This window comes from Paenibacillus yonginensis, assembly GCF_001685395.1.
GTDB lineage: Bacteria > Bacillota > Bacilli > Paenibacillales > Paenibacillaceae > Fontibacillus > Fontibacillus yonginensis.
The window spans coordinates 3,482,999-3,509,065 of the sequence record NZ_CP014167.1; the positions used below are offsets into that span (position 1 = coordinate 3,482,999).

The 26,067-nt window shown below is 54.7% G+C and carries 26 protein-coding genes and 2 pseudogenes; 5 read left to right on the forward strand and 23 right to left on the reverse strand.

The features are described 5' to 3' along the window. Positions 1 to 42: 42 nt before the first annotated feature. Positions 43 to 642, reverse strand: coding sequence for a DUF4269 domain-containing protein (locus AWM70_RS15800; protein ID WP_068698002.1), 600 nt, complete (start codon positions 640 to 642; stop codon positions 43 to 45). A gap of 168 nt (positions 643 to 810) precedes the next feature. Further along, on the reverse strand, positions 811 to 1,692 hold the full coding sequence (locus tag AWM70_RS15805) for an NmrA family NAD(P)-binding protein (RefSeq protein WP_068698004.1): 882 nt from the start codon (positions 1,690 to 1,692) through the stop codon (positions 811 to 813). A 227-nt stretch (positions 1,693 to 1,919) separates the two neighbouring features. Between AWM70_RS15805 and AWM70_RS15810 the strand changes: the two genes are divergently transcribed. After that, complete coding sequence (locus tag AWM70_RS15810; protein ID WP_151208769.1) at positions 1,920 to 2,273, forward strand: hypothetical protein; 354 nt, start codon at positions 1,920 to 1,922, stop codon at positions 2,271 to 2,273. 110 nt (positions 2,274 to 2,383) lie between these two features. Here AWM70_RS15810 and AWM70_RS15815 read toward each other — a convergent pair whose 3' ends face one another. The 7 genes from AWM70_RS15815 to AWM70_RS15845 all read right to left on the reverse strand — a co-directional run bounded on the left by AWM70_RS15815 (position 2,384) and on the right by AWM70_RS15845 (position 6,601). Continuing rightward, positions 2,384 to 2,926, reverse strand: a complete 543-nt coding sequence (locus tag AWM70_RS15815; protein ID WP_068698009.1) for a hypothetical protein — start codon at positions 2,924 to 2,926, stop codon at positions 2,384 to 2,386. Between the two features lie 58 nt (positions 2,927 to 2,984). Then, the gene (locus tag AWM70_RS15820) at positions 2,985 to 3,218 is read right to left on the reverse strand and encodes a hypothetical protein (protein WP_068698011.1); all 234 of its coding nucleotides are present in this window, start codon (positions 3,216 to 3,218) and stop codon (positions 2,985 to 2,987) included. Beyond that, positions 3,215 to 3,418, reverse strand: coding sequence for a helix-turn-helix transcriptional regulator (locus AWM70_RS15825; RefSeq protein ID WP_068698014.1), 204 nt, complete (start codon positions 3,416 to 3,418; stop codon positions 3,215 to 3,217). The genes AWM70_RS15820 and AWM70_RS15825 overlap by 4 nt, the downstream gene beginning before the upstream one ends. A gap of 433 nt (positions 3,419 to 3,851) precedes the next feature. Then, positions 3,852 to 4,328: a MarR family winged helix-turn-helix transcriptional regulator gene (locus tag AWM70_RS15830; RefSeq protein WP_068698016.1), complete on the reverse strand. Its 477-nt coding sequence runs from the start codon at positions 4,326 to 4,328 to the stop codon at positions 3,852 to 3,854. A gap of 10 nt (positions 4,329 to 4,338) precedes the next feature. Beyond that, on the reverse strand, positions 4,339 to 5,013 hold the full coding sequence (locus AWM70_RS15835) for a flavin reductase family protein (protein WP_068698018.1): 675 nt from the start codon (positions 5,011 to 5,013) through the stop codon (positions 4,339 to 4,341). A 23-nt stretch (positions 5,014 to 5,036) separates the two neighbouring features. Continuing rightward, the gene (locus AWM70_RS15840; protein WP_068698020.1) at positions 5,037 to 5,654 is read right to left on the reverse strand and encodes an alpha/beta hydrolase; all 618 of its coding nucleotides are present in this window, start codon (positions 5,652 to 5,654) and stop codon (positions 5,037 to 5,039) included. Next, positions 5,651 to 6,601: a ring-cleaving dioxygenase gene (locus tag AWM70_RS15845; RefSeq protein ID WP_068698022.1), complete on the reverse strand. Its 951-nt coding sequence runs from the start codon at positions 6,599 to 6,601 to the stop codon at positions 5,651 to 5,653. Before AWM70_RS15845 ends, AWM70_RS15840 begins: the two co-directional genes overlap by 4 nt. 269 nt (positions 6,602 to 6,870) lie before the next feature. On the opposite strand from AWM70_RS15845, the gene AWM70_RS15850 reads away from it, so the two are divergent. Both AWM70_RS15850 and AWM70_RS15855 read left to right on the forward strand, forming a co-directional pair. After that, complete coding sequence (locus AWM70_RS15850) at positions 6,871 to 7,299, forward strand: SRPBCC family protein (RefSeq protein WP_068698024.1); 429 nt, start codon at positions 6,871 to 6,873, stop codon at positions 7,297 to 7,299. Continuing rightward, positions 7,296 to 7,664, forward strand: coding sequence for an ArsR/SmtB family transcription factor (locus tag AWM70_RS15855; RefSeq protein ID WP_068698026.1), 369 nt, complete (start codon positions 7,296 to 7,298; stop codon positions 7,662 to 7,664). The genes AWM70_RS15850 and AWM70_RS15855 overlap by 4 nt, the downstream gene beginning before the upstream one ends. A gap of 70 nt (positions 7,665 to 7,734) precedes the next feature. Here the strand turns inward: AWM70_RS15855 and AWM70_RS15860 are convergent. Then, positions 7,735 to 8,359 (reverse strand): annotated as a pseudogene (locus AWM70_RS15860) (response regulator transcription factor). A gap of 150 nt (positions 8,360 to 8,509) precedes the next feature. On the opposite strand from AWM70_RS15860, the gene AWM70_RS15865 reads away from it, so the two are divergent. Further along, positions 8,510 to 10,861, forward strand: coding sequence for a glycoside hydrolase (locus AWM70_RS15865; RefSeq protein ID WP_068698028.1), 2,352 nt, complete (start codon positions 8,510 to 8,512; stop codon positions 10,859 to 10,861). A 109-nt stretch (positions 10,862 to 10,970) separates the two neighbouring features. Here AWM70_RS15865 and AWM70_RS15870 read toward each other — a convergent pair whose 3' ends face one another. The 6 genes from AWM70_RS15870 to AWM70_RS15895 all read right to left on the reverse strand — a co-directional run bounded on the left by AWM70_RS15870 (position 10,971) and on the right by AWM70_RS15895 (position 17,008). Continuing rightward, positions 10,971 to 11,489: a DinB family protein gene (locus tag AWM70_RS15870; protein ID WP_068698030.1), complete on the reverse strand. Its 519-nt coding sequence runs from the start codon at positions 11,487 to 11,489 to the stop codon at positions 10,971 to 10,973. Between the two features lie 126 nt (positions 11,490 to 11,615). Beyond that, positions 11,616 to 12,296: a hypothetical protein gene (locus AWM70_RS15875; RefSeq protein ID WP_068698032.1), complete on the reverse strand. Its 681-nt coding sequence runs from the start codon at positions 12,294 to 12,296 to the stop codon at positions 11,616 to 11,618. 195 nt (positions 12,297 to 12,491) lie between these two features. Then, positions 12,492 to 12,761: a hypothetical protein gene (locus AWM70_RS15880; RefSeq protein WP_068698034.1), complete on the reverse strand. Its 270-nt coding sequence runs from the start codon at positions 12,759 to 12,761 to the stop codon at positions 12,492 to 12,494. A 1-nt stretch (position 12,762) separates the two neighbouring features. Further along, on the reverse strand, positions 12,763 to 14,193 hold the full coding sequence (gene hydA / locus AWM70_RS15885; protein WP_068698036.1) for a dihydropyrimidinase: 1,431 nt from the start codon (positions 14,191 to 14,193) through the stop codon (positions 12,763 to 12,765). Positions 14,194 to 14,195: 2 nt separating this feature from the next. Next, on the reverse strand, positions 14,196 to 15,485 hold the full coding sequence (preA, locus tag AWM70_RS15890; protein WP_068698038.1) for an NAD-dependent dihydropyrimidine dehydrogenase subunit PreA: 1,290 nt from the start codon (positions 15,483 to 15,485) through the stop codon (positions 14,196 to 14,198). Positions 15,486 to 15,616: 131 nt separating this feature from the next. Further along, the gene (locus AWM70_RS15895) at positions 15,617 to 17,008 is read right to left on the reverse strand and encodes an NAD(P)-dependent oxidoreductase (RefSeq protein WP_068698040.1); all 1,392 of its coding nucleotides are present in this window, start codon (positions 17,006 to 17,008) and stop codon (positions 15,617 to 15,619) included. Positions 17,009 to 17,344: 336 nt separating this feature from the next. Between AWM70_RS15895 and AWM70_RS15900 the strand changes: the two genes are divergently transcribed. Next, positions 17,345 to 19,093, forward strand: coding sequence for a PucR family transcriptional regulator (locus AWM70_RS15900; protein WP_237167731.1), 1,749 nt, complete (start codon positions 17,345 to 17,347; stop codon positions 19,091 to 19,093). On the opposite strand, the gene AWM70_RS15905 is transcribed toward AWM70_RS15900, so the two are convergent. The 7 genes and pseudogenes from AWM70_RS15905 to AWM70_RS23510 form a co-directional block, all read right to left on the reverse strand. Then, positions 19,059 to 20,432, reverse strand: coding sequence for an aspartate aminotransferase family protein (locus AWM70_RS15905; protein WP_068698042.1), 1,374 nt, complete (start codon positions 20,430 to 20,432; stop codon positions 19,059 to 19,061). The genes AWM70_RS15900 and AWM70_RS15905 overlap by 35 nt on opposite strands. Positions 20,433 to 20,460: 28 nt before the next feature. Next, positions 20,461 to 21,841, reverse strand: a pseudogene (locus tag AWM70_RS15910) (CoA-acylating methylmalonate-semialdehyde dehydrogenase). Between the two features lie 199 nt (positions 21,842 to 22,040). Next, complete coding sequence (locus tag AWM70_RS15915) at positions 22,041 to 23,153, reverse strand: ABC transporter substrate-binding protein (RefSeq protein ID WP_237167732.1); 1,113 nt, start codon at positions 23,151 to 23,153, stop codon at positions 22,041 to 22,043. A 46-nt stretch (positions 23,154 to 23,199) separates the two neighbouring features. Beyond that, entirely contained in the window at positions 23,200 to 24,126 is a 927-nt protein-coding gene (locus AWM70_RS15920) for an ABC transporter permease (protein ID WP_083180355.1), read from the reverse strand. Beyond that, positions 24,126 to 24,938: an ABC transporter permease gene (locus AWM70_RS15925; protein WP_083180356.1), complete on the reverse strand. Its 813-nt coding sequence runs from the start codon at positions 24,936 to 24,938 to the stop codon at positions 24,126 to 24,128. The genes AWM70_RS15920 and AWM70_RS15925 overlap by 1 nt, the downstream gene beginning before the upstream one ends. A gap of 5 nt (positions 24,939 to 24,943) precedes the next feature. Continuing rightward, positions 24,944 to 25,726, reverse strand: a complete 783-nt coding sequence (locus AWM70_RS15930) for an ABC transporter ATP-binding protein (protein WP_068698043.1) — start codon at positions 25,724 to 25,726, stop codon at positions 24,944 to 24,946. A 124-nt stretch (positions 25,727 to 25,850) separates the two neighbouring features. Then, positions 25,851 to 26,039: a hypothetical protein gene (locus AWM70_RS23510; protein ID WP_169823460.1), complete on the reverse strand. Its 189-nt coding sequence runs from the start codon at positions 26,037 to 26,039 to the stop codon at positions 25,851 to 25,853. Positions 26,040 to 26,067: the final 28 nt, after the last annotated feature.

The window sequence follows — 26,067 nt, forward strand, 5'->3', positions numbered from 1 at the left end:
TAGGTTTCAGGGGAGTTTTGGGTGGAATTACAACGAGAAAGATTAGTTAAGCCCTCTGCGTGCTTTCAGCAAATATAATTGTTCGTCGGTCCAGTCCTCGAGCTCAAGCAGAGCTTGATAGGGATCGTTGTCGTTCCCAAACTCCAGCTCCAGCCCAAGCAGCCGCGAAAAGGCGGGCTCTGTCTTTATGCCCTGGCGTTTGAGCTTTATCACCTGCTGCCGAAAGGATTCCCCGAACAGACGCAGCAGCCGTGCTTCAATCCGCAAGTGCCTGTAAGCCTTTTGTTTCCGCACGGGAATCGGCTGCCCAAAGACCTCGACCGGCCAGGCTCCGCACAGAAAGTTGGCCTTCATCCGCTGGATCCCCGAAACCGTTCGGCTCGTTAGGCGGAATTCCGGGTAAGCGGAGAAATGCCGGAGCAAATCCTGTTCAAAAGCCCTGAAATCATGAACCTCGCAGATGATATCCAAATCACTTTCTTCCACATGAATGCGGATCGGCACCGTGCCGGTCAGCACCGGGTCATAGACCTTCAGCTTGCTGAGGAGACTATGTTTCTGTAGAAGCTTAAACACTTCCTGCTGTGCATTACTTCCTTGCTTCAAATAGTCAAGCTCAAACCAGTCAGGCTGTTTGGACATAGGATCTGCTCCCCCTCTTTTTTGTTTGGTGAAAAGCCTATATGAAACCAACATAAGATAGTTTTCCAATAAAATATAGGGCTGTTTCGATTATTGGAAAACAGCAGCGGCCGCGGATCGTATTCCCTTTCGTCCCACGCCCCAAGCGGCCGCTGTTAAAATTGCGCCTCACATGGCGTCAAAGGCCGGCTTTAGAATATCTGTCGCCCACTGGCGGAAGCTTGTGGGCGTTGAATTTTCCGGCGTACGCCGAAGCTCGTTATTGATCCCGGCCGCTCCGGCAATGTCCATGTCGACCATACTCTGAGCCATGGCTTCCGAATAGCCGATGCCCAGAAATAACTGCTTGTAGCCGGCTAACGTCATCTGTTCAAAGCGGATCGGCGTGCCGAGTACCTCGCTAAGAATCTCTGCCATATCCTCATAAGAGAGGTCTTCCGGCCCGAGCACTGCCAGACTTTCCTGTCCGCTCCACTTCCTGTCAAGAAGAAGCCGGGAGGCAGCAGCGGCGATATCAGAAGCAGCTATCGTAGGGCTCTTCTGGTTGCCCGGCAACGTGAAGCGAATCAAGCCCTCATTCTTGATGAAGGGCAGCTGTCTTAGCATGTTATCCATGAAAGAGGGCATCGTTAATGCCCGGAAGTTTACGCCTGTGCTTCTAAGCAAATCCTCCATCGCCAACGATGCCGAGATATTACCGGCGTAGCGCTGCTGACCGCGGCCAAGAGCGGAAATTGCCACAACTTGACCGACACGATGACGGACAATCGCATCAGCAGCCGGGATGCTGAACCGAACATAGGCGTCATAGACGCTCTCCGCCTGCTTGTCGGCAGGCACAAGCCAGAACACAGCATCGGCTCCCTCGAACGCCCGGTTGACGACATCTCGGTCGGCATGCGAACCCTGAATGACTTCCACTCGCTCACGAATTGCCTCAGGAATCCGCTGCGGTTCGCGGGCAATCACGCGAATGTCCTCTTCGCACTCCAATATGCGCTCAAGTATCTGACGGCCAATCTTGCTCGTAGGTGCAGTAATTACTATCATCTTCCATCCTCCCCTGCTTCTATTCATTAGTGTTGCTTACACATCAGTGTTGTTTATGCTACACTATAGGAGGAATTTTATTTCAATCCTGCGGTTCCAACAACCAATAAAAGGGCCCTATCGTTGCGTAGGCAACATTCTGGCCCATTTGTTGTTTAAAGGAGGGCGAATATGCTTTCCTGGAGTGCTGGATAAGCCGGAAGTTTCAGATGATCTTGAAGGATGCCTTGCCACAAGGAAGGATTACAGGAACGGGGAGTCTGCGTACTGTAGTCCAGACCGTATTCGATGTGCTGGCGCGATTCCGCCAATACATGACGCATCCTGGCAACAGCCGGTTCGAGCCGTTGTTCGAAATTGCGATGCAGAAGCAGCTCTATAACCTCCTGCTAGAATGGTTAAGCGGGGAAACAACGAATTCACCGGACAAGGTAGAAACCACGGCAGTCGTTGCCAGCTGGGGAATCTTCGGCGCCGCTGTGCAGTGGAGCAGAGATCCACTGCACAGCACTTCGGAAATGATGGTACATCGGGTGTCGGAGGTTGCGGCGGCAGCCTTGGCACCGGTCTTGGGGGAATGATCCTTGCTCAATATAATGTGTTGGTTCAAGGTTTAATCAGCGGGAGATGTCAGTTCAAAGAAAACAGCGGTGGACGAAGCTTTCTCCTTAAGCTTCGTCCACCGCTGTCTCTATTTCAGCTCATATCCGTTCAGCCCATCCTTCATGAGTTCCCTGCTGATCTTCAGCGCTTCCTCGCGGCTCTGCGCCGGAGCCGAAATCATAAATCCGTCCGAGCTGCTCCAGCCGGTCTCTCTCCCTTGATTGTCATGCATTAAAGCAATCGTCAGTTGATCCATATCGGGCGTGCTGTACAGCGAACCGATCGCTCTTCTCTTAATCTGGCCTTGGTCCAATCGGATTGACTGAAGCCAATCGGCATCGGAACGGGACAACCGGACTTTCAGATCTGGATCGTCCTGCTGGAAAGGGTTCGCCCCGTTCCCTTCACCCGTATCTATTTTTCCCGTAAACAAAGGCGGTTTCGTTAATCTGCGCTGAATTTCACCTTCAATCCGAATCTGGACCGGCTGGACATAAACCTCATGGCCCTCCCCCAGCCGATACTTAATTCCGTCCAGCGTCGTATGGATCTGTTTAGGCCAGGTATACCAGACGAAAGCCGCCAGCATAAGTGCCAGCACAACCGAAACACCTATCTTGATCAACCGCATAAAACGTCCTCCCTCTATTGAGCTGAATAGCAGTCAGAAAGCTCCAGCCTGCACCAACTTACTTGCTCATCCGGCGGCTGTAAATAGCTCTTGACCAGAAATAAACTGCACAGCCGACAAGCAAAATCGAGAACTGCCATCCGGAATCTCCTGTTGAGATCCAGTCATACAAAGCCCAGACCAGCAGGGTAACGGTATAGAAAATAAACCCGTATTTGGCAGACTGATCGCTTTGATACTGCTCCATTTCATCAGCTCGGCGCCAAACGCGGCGCAAGAAAGGTAATTTCATTTCTTCTCCTCCTCATAACAAAACAACTCATCCACCCGAGTTTGCAGCTGAATTGACAGCTTGAACGCCAGAGTGAGCGTTGGGTCGTACTTCTCATTCTCAATGGCATTAATGGTCTGTCTGGTTACACCGCATTGTCGGGCCAATTCTTCCTGAGAGAGCTTGAGTTCCTTGCGTATGGCTCTAATTGTATTCTTCAACTCGGCACCTTGACTTTCACATTTTCGAATATGTAAAAAGATTTTGACACAAGTATAAAGTCAGCTCCTCTTAATGTCAAACTCTTTTTACACCCAATCTTCGGCTCTTTCTTCTCATTTCTAAAAAGGAACCCCCATCCTGTTGGATGAGGGCTCCCATTAACATCAATTCATGGGACTGCTCGTGGGGGGAACAGCCGGAATTGAACGGAATTTGAAACCTCCCTTTCTTATTGACGAACCCAAGCGTTCCCCAGGAGCAGCGCACCGTGCGCAGAAACTGTATCAGCCAATGCGTTCAACATCATAAAGTCAAAGGGCTCGGTTCTTTGTGCCGGGTCAGTCGTCCAAAACATATAAAATAAAAAACCAGATAACATTCGGAATGTTATCCGGCTTATCCTCTATCACAACGGGTTGGAAAGGGAAGACGCTATAGCGCTCCCGCCGCGTTTTTCCCCAGTTTCTTCAACTGCTCGGTTAACACCCGTTTCTCCTCCCGGGTTAATCCAGGCATCATGGAATCTACGAAAGCCGCATGTCTCGGGAAAATATCGTCGAACAGCTTGCGTCCCGCATCCGTTAATTCGGCAAGAATGACGCGGCGGTCAGACGCGCTGGGTACTCTTTTTAATAGTCCCCGCTTCTCCAGCTTGTCGATGTTGTAAGTCATGCTGCCGCTTGTGATCAGCACCTTCTCCCCGATCTGCTGCAGCGGATAGCTGCCTTTGTGGTACAGCACTTCCAGAATCGTGAATTCCGAGGCCGTAAGCCCATATTGCTTCATATCTTTGACTGCCCGGTCCATCAAGGAGCGGTAAGCCTTGGAGAGCACAATAAACAGCTTCAGGGAGTCCTGATAATCCCCAGCCTGCTCCTCCGCTCTTTGCGCCTGTTCATAATCCGGCATAACCTCACCTCTAACGTTGTCTAATCAAGGTAAAAATATCGCCCAGCCCTGCGTAATCATCGCCCGCCAATCGGCTGACCGGCTTCAGCGCCGCAGCTTCGATATAGCCGTCCCGGTATACCGCTTCGTCAATATGGAACTGAACCACCCGGACAAGCAGCAGGTCGCATACCGCCTCCTCGCGCGCCGGGTTCTCAAATTCAACAACTTCCGCATCGGATCCTTCAGTGCCTGATCCGGCAGCGCTGCTTCCTCGAACCGGAATATGCTGCTCCAGCACACATTCCATCCGGATCTTCGCTTCCCGGATTCCGGGAACCGACAGCTTCCTGCTCGGCACCGTTGTCAAGGCCGTCAAGTCCAGCTCGCTTTGCTCCGGAGGAAGCGGGGCTGCGGTTTTGTTCATCTCCGCAGCCAAATCCTCATCTACAATATGAACGACCAGTTCCCTGCGGTTAACCGTGTTGCGCGCCGTGTCTTTCATGACCCCACCCTTGCGCGCTACGGAGACTGACAGTAGCGGCGGAGAACTCGAAACAATCGAGAAGTAGCTGAACGGCGCGGCATTTACGGTCCCATCTTCCCCTAACGTCGTAACAAAAGCAATCGGCCGCGGAATGATGCTGCCGATCAGCAGCTTATAGATGTCCCGTTCCTGCTGTCCATTTGGATCTATGGCTATCATAGAGATGCTCCTTTAACCTGTTGTTATTCCTTTTCCCCGAAATGCTCTTTATACCAGGCTTGTGCCGCTTCGACTTCGCTTCTGGACAATTGGTGCCCCTGATGGCCCCAATGCAGGGTCACTGCGGCTCCTGCCTTCTCCAAAAGTCCCGTCAGCTCTTCCGATTCGGCGGAACGGACCAGCGGATCGTTAGTCCCGGCTCCGATAAAGACCGGCAGTCCCGGCGATGCCGGCAGCTCGATCCCGCGGCGCGGAACCATCGGGTGAAAGAGAATCGCCCCTTTAACGGCCGAAGCATAATGAAACAGCAGGCTTGCTATGATATTCGCTCCGTTGGAATATCCTACCGCAATGAGGCTGCCGCGGTCAAATCCGTATTCTTTCGCCGCTTCATCCAGATAGGCCTTCACTTCATCGGTGCGGGCAATCAGGTCCTGCTCATCAAAGACCCCCTCCGTCAGGCGTCTGAAGAAACGCGGCATGCCGTTCTCCAGCACATTTCCGCGGAGTCCCAGCACCGAAGATCCGGGCGAAATCATTTCCGCGATCGGCAGCAGATCGTGTTCATTGCCTCCCGTACCATGGAACATGACAAATGTGGGCGCAGCCGGGCTGCTTCCTTGCACAAATACGTGTTTCATTGTTGATCCTCCTTCAGCACTCTGACTTCGATTGGCAGCAAGTTGGCTTCAATAGCTTCGCGGTGCGGCTCATACCAGTCCGGAAGCTTCAATTCAAGACCCAGCTCATCCGCAGGTTCATCGGTGGCAAAACCCGGAGGGTCCGTAGCGATTTCAAACAGGATTCCGCCTTCTTCCCGGAAATACAGCGCTTTGAAATATTGACGCTCCACGATGCCTGTTGTCCGAAAGCCATGCTTCGATACCTCACGATTCCATTCCAGGTGCTGTTCATAATCTTCGGCCCTCCAGGCAATATGGTGAACCGTGCCCGCGCCGCCTGCTCCCCAAGGAACGTTCGCCGCCGGCACATCGATGAGATTGCCCAGCTCTCCTTCGGCTTTGAATCGGATAAACCCGTTCTCCTCGCCGATTTCCGTCATACCAAGCACATCCGTCAGCACTTTCCGAGTACTTGCCGAATTTCCGCTGTACAGCACAACCCCGCCAAAACCTTTAATGGCTTTCTCGGCGGGAACTCCCCCGAACGTCCACTGGCTTGCCGGGCCTTCTTCCCTTTCGACAAGCTCCAGCTTCAACCCTTCGTTATCGGCAAACTGCAGGTAATCTTCGCCGAAACGGGAAGCTTTCATGACGGAGATGCCGAACTTCCGCAGCCGTTCTTCCCAGAATGGAAGCGCGCCTTGAGGGACAACATAAGTGGTGGTTCCTACCTGTCCGCCGCCGATTTGTCCTCTGCGGGAACCCGGGGCCGGGAAAAATGTAATGATGGTTCCGGGCGAGCCGCCTTCATTGCCGAAATAGAGATGGTAAATCTCCGGCGCATCAAAATTGATGGTTTTCTTCACTAAACGAAGTCCGAGGACTCCGGCATAGAAATCAACATTCGCCTGCGGGTCTCCGGCAAAAGCCGTAATGTGGTGGATACCAGCTGTTTTCATAGTCATCTTAAATCTCTCCTTTTGATTTGAATATCTCAATTCTGTTTTCTCTATTCCAAAAATCTTTATACTAATTATCTTTAATTAGAGATTAATTCAAAAACAGTCCCTTGTCAAGCTTTGAATAAAGTTTCCATTCCTCTCTCCAATCTCAAACCTAAAGTTTGACACGAAACCATATGGTTACCTATAATCACAACATGACACCTTATGGTTTCGTAATCAAATTTAAGGTGAATGGTTCTATTCTTTTTAATAGCAATGGAGGTTATTTCATGTCAGAGAATCAGCAGGCTTTCACTCCCGTAGTCCACAAATCAGCCGTCTTTAATGCACCTATTGAAAAAGTATGGGCGGCCGTAGCCACGTCTGAAGGCATCGCCACCTGGTTTATGCCCAATACCTTCGAACCGGTGCTGGGACATGAATTCGTTCTGAAAGCCGGTCCATACGGCGATTCGCCGTGCAAGGTTACGGAGCTTAATCCTCCAACCCTGCTCACCTTCAACTGGGGCAAAGACTGGAGCGTCACTTTTGAATTAAAGGAGCTTGGCGGACAAACCGAATTTCATCTGTACCATAAAGGGTGGGACGCGGACAAGGTCACCGAATTCGGCCAGCCGCATCCGGTTGTACAGCCGAATATGGCGCAGGGCTGGAACGGGATCGTCGCCAAATTGCAGTCGCTGGTGGAGCAGCAATGACTTCGTCAGCCGCCAAACACGATGTTTTTCAGGCGATTGCCGATCCGAGCAGACGCAAGCTGCTTAAGCTGCTGGCCGATAAAGAGATGCCGGTGAACGAAATCTGCGAGCATTTTCCGATGACAAGAACGGCTGTTTCCAAACATCTGCGGATTTTATCCGAAGCGAAGCTGGTCAGCATGCAGAAGGTCGGCCGAGAGTCCCGCTATAAGCTGGAAGCCGGAGGATTAATCGAAGTCAAAGAATGGGTGTCCTTCTATGAGCGGTATTGGGACAACAAGCTGTCGATGCTCCGCCATCTGGTGGAGAACGACGGCGCGCCTGTACCGCTGCATGCAGCGCAGTCCGAAAGGGAGCAGGATTAACCTTTGAACCAGCGGTAGAACCGCATCACAAAAAGAGGAGCGCCCCGAATGACCAGGGCTGCTCCTCTTTCTATTCCCATTCCCGGTAGGTTTTGATCCGGCGTTCCCCGATTTTTTCCCTCAGCCTGCGAATATGCGTATCCACCGTACGTTCGTCCCCGAAGTAATCAAATCCCCACACCTGATCGAGCAGCATGTCCCGGGTCACAATCCGCCCTTTATTCAGCGCCAAATATTTCATCAGCTGAAATTCCTTTGACGTTGCCTGCAGATCCCGGCCTTCCCGGAAAATTTTTTGCCCTTCCAGATCCACCACCAGGTCCCCGATCCGGATTTGAGCATCCAGATTAAGCAGCCTTCGGGCTCTGGCCAGCAGAATCCGGGGATCAAACGGCTTTCGCACATAGTCGTCGGCACCGGCGTTTAAGGCGTACAGCTCTTCTTCGTTTTCGCTTTTGGCCGTCAGCAGCAGCACCTTGGTGCGGCTTGTTTTTTTTGATTTCCCGGCATACCTCCACCCCGCTGAGCTTCGGCATCATCCAGTCCAGGACGGCCAGATCTATAGAATGTTCGTAAAAGAGGGCCAAGGCTTCTTCCCCGTCCCGTGCCTCATATACATGAAAACCCTCCTTGACAAAATAACTGTTCAATATCTGCAGCATCAACGTTTCATCTTCGGCCAGCAGCAGGTTCATACCGTTCCTCCTTGCGTTTCGTTAACCTATATAACTATAAAAAAGGAATGTTACAGCGATGTGACAGCCCCTCCTGTTTTGGCACATAGCTGTAACATTATACCCTTACAATGACCCTGTTTTTCAAAATCAGGATTGGAGGAATAAACGATGAAACCCAAATTTGCATGGTTGGCATCCGCAGTTCTTATCGCGGTTATGCTGGCCGGATGCGCAAGCGGCGGCGAAGCCGGCCAGGCTTTGCCGGCGGCCTTGGCTGCGAGCCATGTCCAGCAGGCGAGAGCGGCTGTAGTGCCGGCAGGCGAACCATTTGATTTCGAAGTGGACCCCGAAACCTTTGCGCTGACCCTGATCAAAGACGGCGTCAGGGAGCCGGCTTCCCTGCCTCTGCCCAAAACCAAGGTTACGAATCTGGTTAAAACCGAAGATTCCGTTTCCTGGACTTACCCCGGACAAATGGACATCAGCATCACTAAAAAAAGCAACTACCTGGATATTCAGCTGAAGTCGGCCGGCGCCGTCAAATTTCAGTGGCCGGAGGTTCAGTCGGACAGCTATACGCTGCCGCTCGGCGAAGGGAAACAAATTCCGGCGGACGACAAGGATTGGCAGACATTTCTGAACGACCAGACTTATACATTCAGCGAGTCGTTTTCCATGGACTTTTTCGCCTTAAATAATCAAGCTTTCTCCATGGTTTACGTGGTCACCAACAAATATAACGACGAAGTTCATTTCTCTGCCGCGCCTTCGCTGCAGTTTCAGTTCACGCATGATTTCCCGACGATTAACCCGGACAAAAGCTACGGCTTCCGTCTCTATGTAACGGGCGGAGATCCGCAGCAGATCGTGTTGCCTTACAAAAATTATGTAGCGGAAAACGGCGGTTTCGTCACACTGGAGCAAAAAGCCGCTCAAAACCCGAATATCCGCAAGCTTTACGGCGCCCCGCAAATGTATCTCTGGAGCGGACAGCTGCTTACAGACGATAACGTCAAATGGCCCAAGCTCAGAAACGTGCTGACATCCAGGCTGGGGCCCTGGCTCGTGCATTTGATGGCCGAAACGGCTGACGGCAGCAGCGAGCTTTCCCAAACGCTGGCCGATATTTCTAGTCAGGATTACGTGGACAACTATCAAAAAAAGGTGATTTTAAACGCCATCAACCAGGCGCTGAAAATGCGGGATTTCTATACGGCGGACCAGTTCCCGAATCCCGGCGCGGACGCCGCCGCCCTTATTCAGCAAGGGGTGGAGAACCTCAGTGAGGAGAAGCTGTACGACTTGAACAAGCTGCTCCTGAAAAATAGGCTGGGAGACGCCGTGTCCGACATCAGCGAATGGGGGCAATCCGGCTCCACCGGGGTGATCCAGGATCTGCACGACTCCGGCATTGACAAAGCCTGGATCGGGCTGCCTAACTGGGCGGACGGCCTGATGAACCCGGCTATGGTTGATGAAGCGGTCAAGGACGGCTATCTCATCGCCCCTTACGACTCTTATCATTCCATTCAAGAGAAAGCGGATATTTCCTGGAATACAGCCTCGTTTTCAGACCCGACGCTTTATGACAAAGCCACCGTCACCCGCGCGGATGGCACCAAGGTGGCGGGCTTTCTCGGCCTGGGCCGCAAGCTGAATCCTGCGCTGGCGATGCCAAGCGTCAAGGAGCGCACCAAAGGCATCCTGCAGGACGGAATCGGCTATAACTCCTGGTTCGTGGACTGCGATTCGACAGGGGAAATTTACGACGACTACTCAGCCGATCATCCGACTACACAGGCCGAGGATTTGAAGGCGCGGCTGGAGCGGCTCAGCTATTTTGCCAATGATCAGAAGATGGTCGTAGGCTCTGAAGGCGGCAATGACTACGCCAGCGGCGTAATCGCTTTTGCAGAGGGCATCGAAAGTCCGATTATCGCCTGGGATGATCCCGATATGCGCGATAACAAAGACAGCCAATATTACGTGGGCGGCTATTATGCAATGTCAGGCATTCCGGAGCGTTACGGCAAATCCGTGCCGATCAAACCGCTGTACGCGAAGGTTTATACGGACCCGGCTTATTCCCTCCCGCTCTACAAGCTGGTTTATAACGATTCCATCATCACCACCAACCATTGGGAATGGGGCAGCTACAAAATTAAAGGCGAAGAAGCCAACCGGATGCTGTATGAGCTCCTTTATAACGCCCCTCCCCTGTACCATCTGGACCAGGCAGCCTGGGAAGCGGAGAAATCCAGCATCACCGGTTTCCTGAAGGTGTGGTCTCCTTTGCACCAGGCCGCCGTAACCCAAGAGATGACCGGCTTCAAGATTCTGACCGACGACAAGCTGGTGCAAAGCGCGCAATACGGAGACGATATCAGGGTGATTGTGAATTTCTCGGATCACGATGTTACCGTTCAGGGACAGAATTTGAAAGCCAAATCCGCCTTTATTTTGCAGGACGGGCAGACGGTCTTTTTTGATGCTGGGGCCAACGCCGCGCTGTTGAAGTAACCAGAAGAACAGAACCCCTGATTCCTTACGGATCAGGGGTTCTGTGGCATAAGCGGGATACGGACCTAAGCTGAAAAGGTCTCTGGCAAGCCCGGTTACGGGTGCCGGGTTACTTTTTCAAATACCGCTCCTTCAAGATCCCAAGCGTATGCAGCTCGTGCCCGGCAATAATATAAGCCAGCGCCCGCACCGTGGTCGGGTTCCCGTTAACCGTACCTTTGCGCGGCCAGGCCTCTTCGGATAATCCGCTGAGCAGCGTCAAGGTGGCGGTCCGCACAGCCGTATAATCTTTGGCGATCTCTTCGAAAGTCCGGCTGACCACGGCCGCGTTGCTTACATATTCATTTTCGTCAAAGCCGGGCAGCGGCGTTTGATCCCCTCTTGCCACACAAAGCAAACGGTAGCTCATGATCCGCTCGGTCTCGATCATATGTCCCAATACCTCTTTAAACGTCCATTTCTCCGGTGCGTAGCGATATTCCCCAAGCTCCTCGGGAAGCTGATCGATCCAGTCTCCCACATCATTCAGCTTGCCGGCCAGCAAATCTGTAATTTCCCCGTCAGGGACCAGCTCTATGTATCCTTGATAATAAGCGGGATATTCCTCCGCTGAAGGTCTGTTGACCATACGATCTACCACCTTTTTTTGTTTTTCTGCTGCTATTTTTTCTTAACGATACTACAAAAAAGCTACAAAATCAGCCTTTGATTTTACGGCAGACGGTTATAGAGCCGCATCCCTACTCCCTACTTTCTACTTTCTGTGCTCCGCAGCCAGCTTGCCGCTTTGCGAATCGATCCTGAAGCCATCAATATTAAAATAACGATTCCCTTCCCACTTCACCACGCTTTCCTCCCTATAAGGCCCTGTATAAAGAAGTTTGGTGCGGATAAAGGGTCCATACAGCGTGCCGAGTTCTCCATGTGCGGCTCCTCCTGCAGCGCCGGAGTCGATCATTTTGACCAAAACCACATGCCTTCCATCCGGCGACACGGCCTCTGCCAAAGTGAGCTGAGCAACAATCCCTTTAATCAGGAGAACGAGCAGCAGCAGCAGCAGAACCACTGGCAGATGCAGCAGACCGCCGGTTACTTTTAAAGCGGCATGAGCCTGGCCTGAAGCCAGCCAGGGAACCAGCACAATCCAGGGCAGAACCAGCATCGGATAGGACAGACAGCCAAGGAGCAAAAGGACCTCCAGCCCGATCATCGCCAAGGCGGATTTATTCCCCCAGCCCTTTGACTTCGCATAAATCCGCCACACCAGATAAAGAACCGATACGATATATAAAATTAAAGCAGCACGCTGCAGGCCTGGATTTCTCCAGTAAATATGAAGAAAATAACCCGCTGCAAACAGACCAACATAAACGATACCTGCATAAGTCAGACCTGCATAACTTAGTTGAGCACGTTTGGAGAGACGCAGGAGCATCAATAGCCCACCTTCCAAATCATGTATTCTTTATTAGAAGAACGCAAATCCCCTCCTCAGAGTTACATGGGTTATCCAAAAAAATGCAAAAAAACCACCCCTCCCTTGTTAAAACTTATCTAACAAGGAAGGGGCAGTCTGAATTTGAATCATCTGAACCCCTATTTCCAAAAGAGGATTGCCCTTTCCATCCTCTTACCCGGCCCGCTCCCGCTTCAGCTCGATATACCGGGTCATCACATATTTGCGGGCATCGGCCGTAAGGAGAACCAAGTCGATACGGGCCGCCGTCGGGCTGACAGGGGGACTGTCTGCGGAAACCGCCGCGGCTGAACCCCCCGTCTCCCATATAAACGTCACGACGGCCCCGTCCAGATTCTCCTGAAGATCCTGAATCCGGTAGCCTTTAAATAACAAATTATCGATCTCCCGCCGTTCTTGCTCGTATTCTTCAAAAGCGCTCATGTCAGCTCACGCTCCCGCTTGGCTGTGCTGCAGCCGGAGAAGCTGCCGATTCGCCAAACCGGCTGCGGCGCAAATATTGCCCCCGGCCTGCTTGACCGACAAACCTTTTGTCCCGGATCACAAATTCGCCGCGGCTTAATACGGATACCGGCTCGCCTTTTACCTCCATGCCTTCAAAAGCACTGTAATCCACCTTCATATGGTGGGTCTCCGCCGACAAGGTCCGGGTGACAGACGGGTCAAAAAGGACTATGTCCGCATCGCTCCCCACTGCGATCGTGCCTTTGCGCGGGAATAACCCGAACAGCTTTGCGCTTGTTGTGGACACAATGTCTACGAACTGGTTGAGCGTAAGACGACCTTTCTCCACCCCTTCAGAATACAAAAGCGTAAATCGGTCCTCGATGGTCGGACCTCCGTTCGGAATTTTCGAGAAGTCGCCGCGGCCCAATTCCTTTTGTCCTTTAAAATTAAAGGAGCATTGATCGGATCCCAGCGTCTGCAGCCCGCCACTGGCCAAGGCGCTCCACAGCACCTCCTGGTTCCACGCTTCACGCAGCGGAGGCGACCACACATATTTGGCGCCTTCAAAATCCGGTTTCTCCAGATACGACTGATCGAGCACCAAATACTGCGGACAGGTCTCGCCGTAAATGCGCAGTCCTTTCTTGCGGGCCTCGGCAATTTTCAGGGCGGCTTCGGCGCAGGTCACGTGCACCACGTAGAGCTGGGCGCCGGTCAGCTCGGTTAAATAAATCGCTCGGCCAGTCGCTTCCCCCTCCAGCTCAGGCGGCCGGGTCAGCGCATGATAGATCGGATCGGTCTGCCCCGCCTCCAAAGCCTGCTCCACCAGATATTCGATCACATCGCCGTTCTCGGCATGCACCATAACAAGCGCGCCTTCCTGCTTGGCCATTTGCAGCGTCTTGAACAAGGTGCCATCGTCGGCCTGAAAGGTATTTTTGTAAGCCATAAATACCTTCAGCGAAGTGATGCCTTCATTCTCAATCATTTGCGGCAGCTCCTCCAGCACCGCATCGCTAAGCTCGGAGACCATCAGATGAAAGCCATAATCAATGACGGCCTTGTCGCGGGACTTGGCATGCCAAATGTCAACCGCCTTGCCGAGCGGCTCGCCTTTGCTCGTCAGACAGAAGTCGATCACCGTCGTGGTGCCGCCGAACGCCGCGGCAATCGTGCCGCTTTCGAAATCATCCACGGTCACGGTGCCGCCAAACGGCATATCCAGATGGGTATGCGGATCAACGCCTCCCGGGAATACATAACAGCCGGACGCATCAATGATCTCCGCGCCCGCCGCCGGCAGATCAAGGCCAATGGCCGTAATGACACCATTTTCAATTAATATGTCTCCTTTATAAGTGTCTGCCGCCGTTACGATTACGCCATTTCGGATAAGCTTCCTGGTCATGCTCAAACCACCTCCGCTTCAGAATAAGAACCATTCATGCGGGCAATTTCCCGCTGCCGTTCATTCCAGGTCATCGGCGCAAGACCGCTGTCCACCTCTACCATCTCGATGGCTCCTTCAGCCGGACAAACAATGGAACATAAATTGCAGCCGACACAATCCTCTTCCCGCACCTGCAGGATATCTCTTCCCTCTTCATTCGTCAGCATATCGATACATTGATGGGAAGTATCCTCGCAGGCGATATGGCATTTGTTGCAGTTGATGCAGTGGTCGGGATTGATCCTGGCAACCACTTTATAATTCAGGTTAAGATCGCCCCAGTTCGAATAACGCTGCACGGATTGGCCGATCAGCTCCGTCACAGACAGCAAGCCCTTCTCATCCAAATAATGAGTCAAACCGTCGATCATATCCTCGACGATCCGGAAGCCATGGTGCATCGCTGCCGTACAAACCTGGATGCCGGTAGCGCCCATCAGCATAAATTCGACGACATCCTGCCAGGTTGAAATGCCGCCGATGCCGGAAATCGGTACCCCCACCTCCGGGTTCCGGGCACATTCGGCTACCATGTTAAGCGCAATCGGCTTTACGGCAGGTCCGCAGTAACCGCCATGCGCGCCTTTGCCCCCCACATGCGGAATCGTATTCCATGTATGGATATCTACACCGGCTAAACTATTTATGGTATTAATCATACTTACGGCATCCGCCCCGCCTTTAACGGCGTGGCGGGCAACGACGGTAATGTCGGTAATGTTCGGCGTCAGCTTGACGATCACCGGCGTCCGCGCCACTTCCTTAACCCAATAAGTTTGGGCTTCAACGAGGTCGGGCTGCTGGCCGGAAGCTGCGCCCATCCCGCGTTCGGCCATTCCATGCGGACAGCCGAAGTTGAGCTCCAGCCCGTCTACGCCGACATCCTCGACTCTTTTGACGATTTCATGCCATTTATGCTGCTTCGGCTCGACCATCAGCGAAGCGATAACGGCGCGGTCCGGGAACCGTTTCTTCGTCTCGGCAATCTCCTTCAGATTCACCTCCAGCGGTCGGTCGGTGATAAGCTCGATGTTGTTGAAGCCGGCAACACGTTGTCCGTTGAAATTAACCGCCGCGAACCGGGCCGATGTATTGATAATCGGATCGCCCAGCGTCTTCCATACCGCTCCTCCCCAGCCTGCCTCAAAAGCCCGCTGAACCTGATAACCGGTATTGGTCGGCGGCGCCGAAGCCAGCCAGAACGGGTTCGGCGACTGAATGCCCGCCAGATTGATTCTCAAATCCGCCATGTGATGACCTCCTTATAAGTGGACGGGATAAAGGGCCCTGGTGCCGTCAGATTCATCAAAGCCGATCAGATAGTCCGATCAGGCCCGATTAACCCATTTAACCCAATGACCCCAATCAGCCCAGTGCCCCGTCAAACCGCCTTCTCAATCTGCGCGTCCTGCTGCCCCGCGAAATGCCGGATAATTGCGTAAGCAGCCAGCTTTCCCTGCTCCGCTGCCGATACTACCATCGCTTCGCCTTGTCCTGAGCCGAATATGATATCACCGGCCGCATAAATCTGCGGATCGGACGTTTGACGGCTTGATTCGTGAATCTTAACGATGCCGCGGTTGTGCTCAATGCCAAGCTGGTCAATCAATCCGGTCTGCCGCTCTTGACCGATGGCCGTGACCACGGCGTCAACCGGCAAAATAAACTCCGATCCCTCCACCGGAACCGGAATAGGTCTGCCGTCTCGGCCTTTCTCCGCCCCCAAAGCCATCCGTACGCATTCCAGGCCGGCCACCTGGCCCTCCGGACCAGCAATGATCCGCTTGGGCAGGGTCAGCCAGCTGAATTCGACACCTTCCTGCTTCGCGAATTCATATTCAAAGTCATAGGCTGTCATCTCTTCCCGCGTACGCCGGTAGACCATTTTGACCTGTTCGGCGCCAAGCCGCGCGGAACAGGTCGCCGCATCAATGGCCGTATTGCCGGCCCCTATCACGGCTACTGCCTTGCCGAGCAAATCCGGCACGCCCTCTCCCGTCTTGGTCGCCTCCACCAGCCGGATCGCATCATAGACGCCTTCCAGCTCCTCGCCTTCAATCCCCAGCTTCGGCACATACCCCATACCTGCCGCAAGCACAATCGCGTCGAAATTCTGCTTCAGCTCTGCTGCGGAAAGATCGCGTCCCACCTTTACCCCGGTATGAATCTTGACGCCCAGCTTCTCGATCTGCTCAACCTCCCAAAGAGAAACCGACTGAGGCAGTCGGAAGGAGACAATGCCGTAGGTATCCAGGCCGCCTGCTTTCTCCCTGGCCTCGAAAATTTCGACCGCCAAGCCGGAGCGGGCCAGCTCTCTCGCTGCCGATAATCCGGCCGGGCCGCCGCCGATGACCGCAACCTTGTTCCCGCTAGGAGCTCCGGCTTGAAAGAGCTGTTCGCCCTGCTCGCGGGCCCAGTCTGTGGCATATCGCTGCAGCAGTCCTATCCGGATCGGCTCCGAAGCCCGGTTCAGCACGCAGGCCCCTTCGCATAATTCCTCTGTCGGGCAGACCCGGGCGCAGCTTGCGCCAACAGGATTAGCTTCCATAATCGCGGTTGCCGCCCCCTTCAGGTTGCCTGTAGCGATCCTTTTTATAAACGAAGGAATATTAATGCTGGTCGGACAAGCTTTGATGCAGGGAGCATCATAGCAGTACAGGCACCGGTTGGATTCCTCCATCGCGCCGTGCGGCGTCAATCCCGGTTCGAATTCGGCGAACCTTCCGGCTATCGCTTCAGGCAGCCCAGTCTCCAAGAACACACGATTTTCCATAACTTGTCCCCCCGGAATGTCGATTCAACAACCCTTACTAAATGTTATGTTTATTGCCATGAAAAATAACTTTTTATTGTTTCCGCCCGATCAACCGCTATACAACGCCCATTCTTGTAGTAAAATAAAACATCATCATCTTAATCATGTTTGTATTTTGGCCTTCACTCCCCAACGAAGTCACCTATCCTCACATCACCTTATCCAAATCATAGTCAAATCGCATTTTCGTTACATTAGACACAATGTCAAATTTCAGGAATTGTTTTTTTACGGTCTGCAGGTCGCTGCCGCCTGAACAAAAACAAGATCAGAAGTGCGAAAGGGGAAACGGAAATGGACGATCAACGGGCAATGAATGGATGGACAACAGCAGCAACAACAGGTTCTGAAGGTCACGAATTGGAATTTACAGTGCTTGACGCCTTAACGCGCCCCCTGTTTGCCGGCGCCGAGGTGGCTGCAGGAGCCGGAGGGCTAAACAGGCCTATCCGCTGGGTGCACGTGCTGGAAAGCGCCGACTTTGAAAGCCTCATTCATGGTGAAGAAATGATCCTGACAACCGGCGTCGGGTTCACCGCAAACGGCATGTCCCCGGTAGCTTTCCTGGAGCAGCTGATCCGCAAAAACGCCGCCTGTCTGTGCCTGGAGATCGGCCATTATTTTCAGGCGGCGCCCGAAGAGATGGTGCGGCTGGCCGAAGCGCATCATTTCCCGCTGATCCTGTTCCCGCACACCGTCCGGTTTGTGGATATTACGCTGGATCTGCATTCCCTTATCATCAACCGCCATCACCTTATGCTCCAGGAGCTGGAGGGCACCTCGCGGGAATTTTACCGGCTCAGCCTTACCTCTCAGGGCACCTCCAAAATCCTTCAGCTCCTTCAGCAAAGCACACAAACGGAGCTCGTTTATTATCCGCTGCAGGGCAAACCCGTGCTGCTGCCAGCTCTCCCTCAAGAGGAGCAGGAGCTTTATCTGACTTATATGGGCGGGCTTGCGGAGGAACACGAACCGGCAGCCCGGAGCGGGGAACCCGTGCAGGTCATCCGCGAGTTTCCCGGCCGCAAAGCCGTGATCAAGCCGGTAGGCGCTCTGGATCAGACATGGGCTTACCTGATGATGTTGTCCCCCGGCCGGCCGCGGGAATACGACTGCCTGCTGCTCGATTCCGCGTCCCTCTCCATCGCCCAGGAGCTGCTTAGAACCCGGTATATGGAGGAGCGGAAATGTTTTTCGGAAAATGGATGGGTCGATGACCTGCTTGCCGGGCGCGTGCAGGGTGAGAATCAGATGAAAGCCCTGGTCGGCCCCGACTTCCAGCATCTTAACGAAACGCCCTACCGGGTCTGCACGCTGGAGCTGCGCAGCCGGTTCCAGGACAAATGGAACGCAGCCGAAACGGAATGGGAAACGGCCAGGTTCCATCTTCCGCTGCTGCTGCGCTCCTTGTTTGAGAAATACGCCTTCCAGCCGCTCATGACGATGAAGAACAACCGGATTGCGATTCTTGCTTTTGATCTGAAAGCCAAACTCCCCTCCAAACACCGGCTGCAGCAGGCGTTAAACAGCCTGCTTCACACGGCTGCCGGAGATAAACTGAAGGAATATACCCTTGTCATCGGCGTCAGCAAACCCCAAACGGGCCTCCGCAACGCGATGGCCGCCTCCCGGGAGGCCCGTCAGGCTCTGGAGCTGCACCCCTGCAGCCAGAAGTCCGTGCTCTTCTATGAAGATCTCGGCGTGTTCCAGCTGCTCATGAGCCTGAACGATGGAAGCACGCTGCAGACCTTTATCCGCAGCTATCTGGGGCCGCTGATCGACCATGACGAAAGCAAGGGCAGCGAGCTGCTGCTTACGCTGCGCGTATTCCTCGATCACGACGGCTCCAAACAAATTGCCGCACGCAAGCTGTTTATCGTCCGCCAGTCCCTGTATTACCGCCTGGAGAAAATCACCGAGCTCTTAGGCGAAGATTTCATGGAACCGGAGAACCGGATTTCCATCCAGGTTGCCTTAAGGGCCTATCAATTCCTGCATCCCGAAAAATTTACGATCCCGCAAACTCGTTCATCACAGCTTTAAGCACTTTGATCAGGAAATCAAGGTCATCATCCGTTGAAGCCAGCGGCGGCGCCAGGGTCAGCACATTGTTGAAGCCCGCAACGGTGTCGCCGTTTTTGCCGATGATCAGTCCCTGCTGCTTGCATGCCCCGATAATGGCTTTGACGGTATCCAGCGGCGCAGGCTGCCGGGTCGTTTTGTCGGTGACCAGCTCAATGCCTGTAATCAGCCCGAAATGGCGGATGTCTCCGACCAGCGGATGCTCCAGCAGCTCCGACAGCTCTTCGTACAGCCTTTCTCCGAGCACGGCCGCCCGCGCGACCAGCCCTTCCTCCTCCATCAGCTCCAGGTTGCGCAGCGCCAGCGCGCAGGCTGCCGGATTGCCGCCAAAGGTGTTGACATGCCGGAAGTGGCTGTATTCGTCCGTGCTGTCCTTGAACGCCTCATAAATATCCTTGCGGACGGCTGTGGCTGACAGCGGCAGGTAAGCGCTCGTCAAACCTTTGGCCATCGTTACGATGTCCGGCTTGAGCCCGAAATTCTGATGCCCGAACTTTCGGCCCGAACGTCCAAAACCGCAGATGACCTCGTCCATGATAAGCAGCACACCGTATTTCGAGCATATTTCCTGAACCCGGTCCAAATAAATCTGCTCCGGCACGATCACCCCGCCGCCGGTAATCACCGGCTCCATGATCACCGCAGCCACGGTCTCGGCTCCTTCCCAGATCACCATATCTTCGATCGCTTGGGCACACTGCAGATTGAACTGCTCCAGCGTCTGCCCCGGCGGGCGGCGGTAGCCGTCAGGCGGACTGACGTGCAGGAAGCTGCCTGACAGCGGCTCGTATTTGTATTTACGCTGCGCCTGTCCGGTGGCGGACAAAGATCCCATCGAGCTGCCGTGGTACCCGCGGTACCGGGCAATCGTCTTGTGCCGGAAGGGCTGGCCGGTCTGCTGATGATACTGCCTGGCGATTTTGAATGCCGCTTCGTTCGCTTCCGAGCCGCTGTTCGAGAAGAAGATGACATAGTCGCCTTCCAGCCACTCGTTCAGCTTCTCGGCCAGCTTGATGGCCGGCATATGGCTTTGCGTCAGCGGAAAATAAGGCAGTTCCAGCATCTGGCGGTAAGCCGCTTCAGCCAGCTCCTTGCGTCCGTATCCAACGTTGACGCACCAAAGCCCCGACATGCCGTCCAGATACCGGTTGCCGTCCAGATCGGTAATCCAGGAGCCGCTCCCGCTCGCCGCAATCATCGGCGGGTTCTGCTCGCTGTACGGCGTAATGTTGTGCCACAAATAGCGGCGGTCTTTCAGAATGGCTTCTTCCGTGCCGCCGGTGGTCCCCAGATTCAGCATAAATATCCTTCCCTTCCTTGGGTTCGGCCTAATAACGGGCCGTGATCATTTTCTTGCGGGTGTAGAACTCGACACCATCCCGGCCATTGGCATGCAGATCTCCGTAGAAGGATTTCTTGTACCCCGAGAATGGGAAAAAAGCCATCGGCGCCGGCACGCCCAGATTAACGCCCAGCATTCCCGCATCAATCTCCTCGCGGAACTGGCGGATCGCCTTTGCGCTGTCGGTATAAATGCAGGCTCCATTGGCAAAGTCGGACTCATTGGCGATGCCGATCGCTTCCTCGAGACTGCCCACCCGGATGATAGACAGCACGGGAGCAAAAATTTCGTCCCGCCAGATCGACATCTCCGTCGTAACCCCGTCAAACAGCGTAGGGCCTACGAAATAGCCCGGCGATCCGCTGGCCGCCGCCGCATCCAGCCGGCCGTCCCGGACCAGCCGGGCATGCTCCCGCTCGCCGGCCTCGATATAGGCGGCGGTCCGGTCTTTGTGGCTCTGCCGGATGACCGGGCCGAGGAAGACATCCGGCTCCCGCCCGTCGCCGATCTTGAGGCGGTCCGCGGCAGCCAGCAGCCTGCTCACCAGCTCGTCGGCCACGTCCTCATGGACGACGACCACCGAGCAGGCCATGCAGCGTTCGCCCGCCGAGCCGAAGGCGGCGGACGTAATGTTGCGGGCGGCATGATCGAGATCGGCATCCGGCAGGACGATCGAATGGTTTTTTCGCGCCCGCCAGTGCCTGCACTCTTTTTCCATGCGCCGTACCGGTCCTGTACACATATTCCGCGACCGGCTGGGAGCCGACGAAAGAGATCGCCTTCACCGCCCCATGCTCCAGCAGCGCGTTGACTACATCGTGCGCCCCGTGAACGAGGTTCAGCACCCCCGGCGGGAACCCGGCTTCCAGAAACAGCTCCGCAAGCCGGCCGGCCAGCAGCGGTGTCCGTTCAGACGGCTTCAGCACAAAGGTATTGCCGCAGGCAATGGCGAGCGGGAACATCCAGCACGGCACCATCATCGGGAAATTGAACGGCGTAATGCCTCCGATGACGCCAAGCGGGTAACGGTACATGCCCGACTCGATCCCGGTGGCGATGTCGGGCAGCTGACTGCCCATCATCAGCGTCGGCGCACCGGCCGCAAATTCCACGCATTCGATCCCCCGCTGCACCTCTCCTTCAGCCTCTTCAAGGTTCTTGCCGTTCTCCAGCGTGATCAGCTCAGCCAGCTCGGCCCGGTGTTCGAGCAGCAGCCGCTGATATTCAAAGAAATAACGGGCACGGCGCGGCACAGGAACCTTCTTCCACGAAACAAAAGCCTTCTCGGCAGCGGCAACCGCCTCTTCCACCTCCTCTTTGGTAGACAACGGAACCAAAGCGATCACTTCGCCGGTAGCCGGGTTCATAACGTGCTCATAACGGTCCGCGGGAGACTCCTTCCAGATCTCTCCGCACAGGTTGCGCAGCTTGAGCTTCTCCTTCTCCGCACTGGTCGTTGACATGGCCTATTCCTCCGCAGCAGGCACGAACGGCCGCTGGATTGCCGCGGCCGTTTGCCTTTAGATTAATTAATCCGGTTCTTTCCTTGCCTATGGGGTCGAATCCTTATTTCGAGGCCATCTCTACAATTTCATTCGTGAAGGCCTCGCTGATGTTCGCTTCCTTCTTAATGACGCCGAATTGATAGGCAATATCGGCCGTCTGCTTGAACGCAGCTTCGTCCGTATATCCCAGCTTGGCGCTGTCAAAGCCCTCCGGTTCGATCAGCTTGCCGACCTCCTCCATCATCTTCAGCTGGTGATCCCGGGTCGTGCTGCCCTCCTCCGCAACCTTCATTACGCTGTCTACAGCCGATTCCGGATCGGCGATGGCATCTTTCCAGCCCTTGAGCGAAGCCCGGATGAACTTGGCTGCCGTCTCCTTGTTGTCTGCCAGCCAGTCTTTGTTCGCGAACAGGTTATCCTCAAGCATGGCCACACCCTCATCGTTCATGTCGATGATGTTCATGTCCGAAGCAGCGACGCCGTTCTCGATGGCCACCTGATATTCGTTATAGGTCATCGCCGAAGCGGCATCAATGTCCCCGGTCAGAAACTGATCCATCGTAAAGCCCTGCTTCGTAAACTTCAGATCCTTATTTGAATCCAGCTTGTATTTATCAAACAAAGCCAGTACTTCAAACTCGTTGCCGCCCATCCAGTTGCCGACCTTTTTCCCTTTCAGGTCCGCCGGCGAAGTAATGCCGGCCGATTTCTTCGAGATCAGCACAAGGCCGCTCTTCTGATAAATCTGCGCGATCTGCACCAGCGGCATCCCCTGCTCTTGGCTTGTCAGCAGGCTGGCCACCCAGTCAACACCTATATCCGCCGTACCGCCGGCCACCTGCTGCTCGGGAACAATGTCAGGACCGCCCGGCAGAATCTCCACCTTCAGCCCCTCCTGCTCGTAATAACCTTTGTCGAGCGCTACGTAATACCCGGCGAACTGAGCCTGCGGCACCCATTTCAGCTGCAGCTTGACGGTGACCGGATCGGCAGCGGGCGCCTCCGTTCCTGCGGCTGCGGCAGACTCCGAGGCACCGCCTTCCGCGGCAGCGGCCGGATCGGCATTCTTGCTGCCGCCGCAGCCGGCCAGAGCCGCCGCAAAGATCAGCAGAACGGACAGCAGCAGCGCCAGCTTCCATTGGGCCGGTTTCGGTTTAGAGCTCATTTCGCTCATTTGATTTCCCCCTTTAATATGGATAAATGTACATGTGACTCCCTCTCTAATCCCCTCTGCGCGAAGGATGCCACTTTAGAAGCAGCTTCTCCAGCCGTTCGACAAGCAGGTAGAAGAGGATGCCCAGGACGGCGGCAGCTGCAATGCAGGCCCAGCCCAGCGGCATTTTGGCAATCTTGATGGAGTTGGAGAGCAGGTAGCCAAGCCCGCGCGACGAGAAGAAAAACTCCCCTACGATCGCTCCGATCATACTCGCGGTCGTATTGATCTTCAGCGCCGTAAAGACATACGGCAGGCTGTTCTGAACGCGGAGGTAACGGAAGATGGCCCCTTTGCCTGCCGCATAAGCATGCATGAGATCCAAGGCCAGCGGATCAACCGCGGTCATGCCCTTGTAGGCGTTCATCGCCATGGCGGCCATCGTGGTTGCAGCTACGATGGCCGCTCTTGAGCCGATGCCGTCGCCGAACCACAGGTTCATGATCGGAGCGAGCGCTACGATCGGCACAGCATTTAAGGCGGCGGCGAGCAGCAGGCCCGAGCCGCCCCATTTGGGCCAGGAGGCGGCGAGCAGAGCAACGCCGAAGCCCAGGGCCGAACCGGCCAGCATGCCGAGGACGGCCTCGGCCAGCGTATAGCCGCTGTAGGACAGCAGCAGGCTGAAGTTCTCGCGCAGCGCCTCAGCGATGGCGCTGGGCAATGGCAGCTGGTACGGCTTCAGATCGAACAGCTTGTGGAACAGCTCCAGCTGCCACAAGCCGATGAAGAGCAGTCCGGCCAGCAGCGGAAGGACAATCCCCGGCCAGCGGCGTCCCGAAGGCCTGCGCCTGCCCACCGCCGCTCCCCGCGCATCTCCGGACAAGCGCCGGCCGGCGGCCGGAGCCTCTCCCCCTGCTGTCAGCCGCGCCGGGGTCCCCGCCTCCTCTCCGGAGGCCGGCCCAAAGGCCACTTCTCTTGCCGATGAGGACTCCATCAGTCCACGCCTCCTTTCGGCCGGAATTCCGGCTGCCAGGGTGAAACCAGCCGTTCCAGCAGACTCATCAGCAGAAAGCTGGCAATCCCCATGACCGCTCCAGCTATCACCGTTGACCAGAACATATAGGTATGAGAAGGCCCGTAATACAGATTGCGAAGCATCAACACGCCAATACCGCGCTGCGCCCCCATCAGCTCAACGAGAATCGCTCCGGTGACCGCAAGCGGGGCGGCAATCTTTAGCCCGCCAAACAGGCCGGGCAGCGATGCCGGAAGCCGAAGCTTCCAATAAATCGTCCAGGTGCCCGCCGCATAGGACTGCATCAGCTCCAGCGATGAAGGCGAGACGCTGCGCAGGCCGCGCAGCATGTTCAGAGCTACTGGAAAGAACGTAATGTAACCGGAAATAAGAATCCGGGAAACCTGTTCATCCCGGACGATGCCGTAGATGATAGGCGCAAGGCCCAGAATCGGGATCATCTGGGAGGCTACCGCATAAGGGAAGGCCAGCCGTTCCATCCAGACCGACAAGCTCATCAGCACTGCAAGCAGCACGCCAGCCGCCGCCCCAAGCAGGAAACCCAGTGACGCATTCCCCAGCGTCACGCCTCCTTCCTTCAGCAGTGTTGATCCATAAGTGAAGAAAGAGGCGGCTACCTTATGCACAAATGGAAGCTTCGATTGGGCAAGCGGCACTCTGGCTACATCCAGCAGGAACCAGGACAAGCCTTCCCAAAGCGCCAGCAAAGCGACAAACCATACCACGAGCGGGACTAGTCTGCCGCGTATGGACAAGACCTGAAAGCGCAAGGTCCTCACACCCCTTCAAAGCTGCCGCGAATCCGGGCGATCAGCTCAAAAAATTCCGCGCTGCCGCGCATCTCCGGGGTCCGCGGTCTGGGAAGCGGGATGTCTACGACCGCCGAAAGCCTTCCCGGATGCGGCGATAAAACAAAAACCCGGTCTGACAGAAAGATCGATTCCGGGATGCTGTGGGTCACGAAAACAACGGTATTTTTCACTTCCGACCAGATGGCCAGCAGCTCCTCGTTCAGCCGCTCCCTCGTAAATTCATCCAGGGCAGAGAAAGGCTCATCCATAAGCAGAATTTCGGGCTCCATAGCCAAAGCTCGAGCGATGGCCACCCGCTGCTGCATCCCTCCGCTCAGCTGCCAAGGGTATTTGTCCTCAAACCCCTTGAGCCCGACAAGCTCGAGCAGCCTGGCTGCCTTCTCCTCGCGCAGGTTCTTCTTCACCCCCATCAGTTCAAGTGGAAGCGTAATGTTGGATTTGACCTTCCTCCATTCATACAACACCGGGCTTTGAAAGACGATGCCATATTTCTGGGCCTGCCGGGCCTCTCTGGCACTTTTGCCCGCCACCTTGACTTCACCCGCCGTAGGCTGAATCAAATCCGCCATCAGCCGCAGCAGAGTCGTTTTGCCGCAGCCCGACGGCCCCAGCAGAGAGACAAATTCACCTTGAGCAATGTCCATGCTGATCTGCTGCAGTGCCAGCACCTCGGCGTTTGCCGTGCTATACTTCATTTCCACGCCTTCAAACTGAATTTCCGGAACGGTATTTACGGCAATCCCCATCTTTGTCCCCCCTACCAACCTGTTCTGTTGTAAGATTTCCGTACATTTGATCGATCCTTTTGGTCTATCGTTTGGTTTTATGTTGGATTACCTAACATGTTACACGTTCGCCATCCATCGCTCATTAGACAGAAAGTAAAGACCTCCGGCCATAATTTCGTCGTTTTGTCCAGCCGCCTGTCAGACCCGCGTAAGGCATCAAAATAAAAGACAAAGGCTCGCTTTCTGAAGTTATCTTTGCTAACATTCCCGGCGGATTGAGGCGTACCGAGACAAAGCCTTCTTTTTCTGGGAAGCCTTCTTCCAACTTCAATAAAATGTGATACTATTTATGAAGAAAC

Coding starts and splice junctions, on each gene's coding strand:
- AWM70_RS15850 (WP_068698024.1), top strand. CDS start 6,871: ATGTCAGAGAATCAGCAGGCTTTCACTCCCGTAGTCCACAAATCAGCC.
- AWM70_RS15805 (WP_068698004.1), bottom strand. CDS start 1,692: ATGATAGTAATTACTGCACCTACGAGCAAGATTGGCCGTCAGATACTT.
- AWM70_RS15865 (WP_068698028.1), top strand. CDS start 8,510: ATGAAACCCAAATTTGCATGGTTGGCATCCGCAGTTCTTATCGCGGTT.
- AWM70_RS15900 (WP_237167731.1), top strand. CDS start 17,345: ATGGACGATCAACGGGCAATGAATGGATGGACAACAGCAGCAACAACA.
- AWM70_RS15875 (WP_068698032.1), bottom strand. CDS start 12,296: ATGCTCCTGCGTCTCTCCAAACGTGCTCAACTAAGTTATGCAGGTCTG.
- AWM70_RS15905 (WP_068698042.1), bottom strand. CDS start 20,432: ATGCTGAATCTGGGGACCACCGGCGGCACGGAAGAAGCCATTCTGAAA.
- AWM70_RS15845 (WP_068698022.1), bottom strand. CDS start 6,601: ATGACTATGAAAACAGCTGGTATCCACCACATTACGGCTTTTGCCGGA.
- AWM70_RS15835 (WP_068698018.1), bottom strand. CDS start 5,013: ATGATAGCCATAGATCCAAATGGACAGCAGGAACGGGACATCTATAAG.
- AWM70_RS15880 (WP_068698034.1), bottom strand. CDS start 12,761: ATGAGCGCTTTTGAAGAATACGAGCAAGAACGGCGGGAGATCGATAAT.
- AWM70_RS15870 (WP_068698030.1), bottom strand. CDS start 11,489: ATGGTCAACAGACCTTCAGCGGAGGAATATCCCGCTTATTATCAAGGA.
- AWM70_RS15855 (WP_068698026.1), top strand. CDS start 7,296: ATGACTTCGTCAGCCGCCAAACACGATGTTTTTCAGGCGATTGCCGAT.
- AWM70_RS15920 (WP_083180355.1), bottom strand. CDS start 24,126: ATGGAGTCCTCATCGGCAAGAGAAGTGGCCTTTGGGCCGGCCTCCGGA.
- AWM70_RS15830 (WP_068698016.1), bottom strand. CDS start 4,328: ATGCCGGATTATGAACAGGCGCAAAGAGCGGAGGAGCAGGCTGGGGAT.
- AWM70_RS15840 (WP_068698020.1), bottom strand. CDS start 5,654: ATGAAACACGTATTTGTGCAAGGAAGCAGCCCGGCTGCGCCCACATTT.
- AWM70_RS15800 (WP_068698002.1), bottom strand. CDS start 642: ATGTCCAAACAGCCTGACTGGTTTGAGCTTGACTATTTGAAGCAAGGA.
- AWM70_RS15915 (WP_237167732.1), bottom strand. CDS start 23,153: ATGAGCGAAATGAGCTCTAAACCGAAACCGGCCCAATGGAAGCTGGCG.
- hydA (WP_068698036.1), bottom strand. CDS start 14,193: ATGACCAGGAAGCTTATCCGAAATGGCGTAATCGTAACGGCGGCAGAC.
- preA (WP_068698038.1), bottom strand. CDS start 15,485: ATGGCGGATTTGAGAATCAATCTGGCGGGCATTCAGTCGCCGAACCCG.
- AWM70_RS15930 (WP_068698043.1), bottom strand. CDS start 25,726: ATGGGGATTGCCGTAAATACCGTTCCGGAAATTCAGTTTGAAGGCGTG.
- AWM70_RS15895 (WP_068698040.1), bottom strand. CDS start 17,008: ATGGAAAATCGTGTGTTCTTGGAGACTGGGCTGCCTGAAGCGATAGCC.
- AWM70_RS15820 (WP_068698011.1), bottom strand. CDS start 3,218: ATGAAATTACCTTTCTTGCGCCGCGTTTGGCGCCGAGCTGATGAAATG.
- AWM70_RS15815 (WP_068698009.1), bottom strand. CDS start 2,926: ATGCGGTTGATCAAGATAGGTGTTTCGGTTGTGCTGGCACTTATGCTG.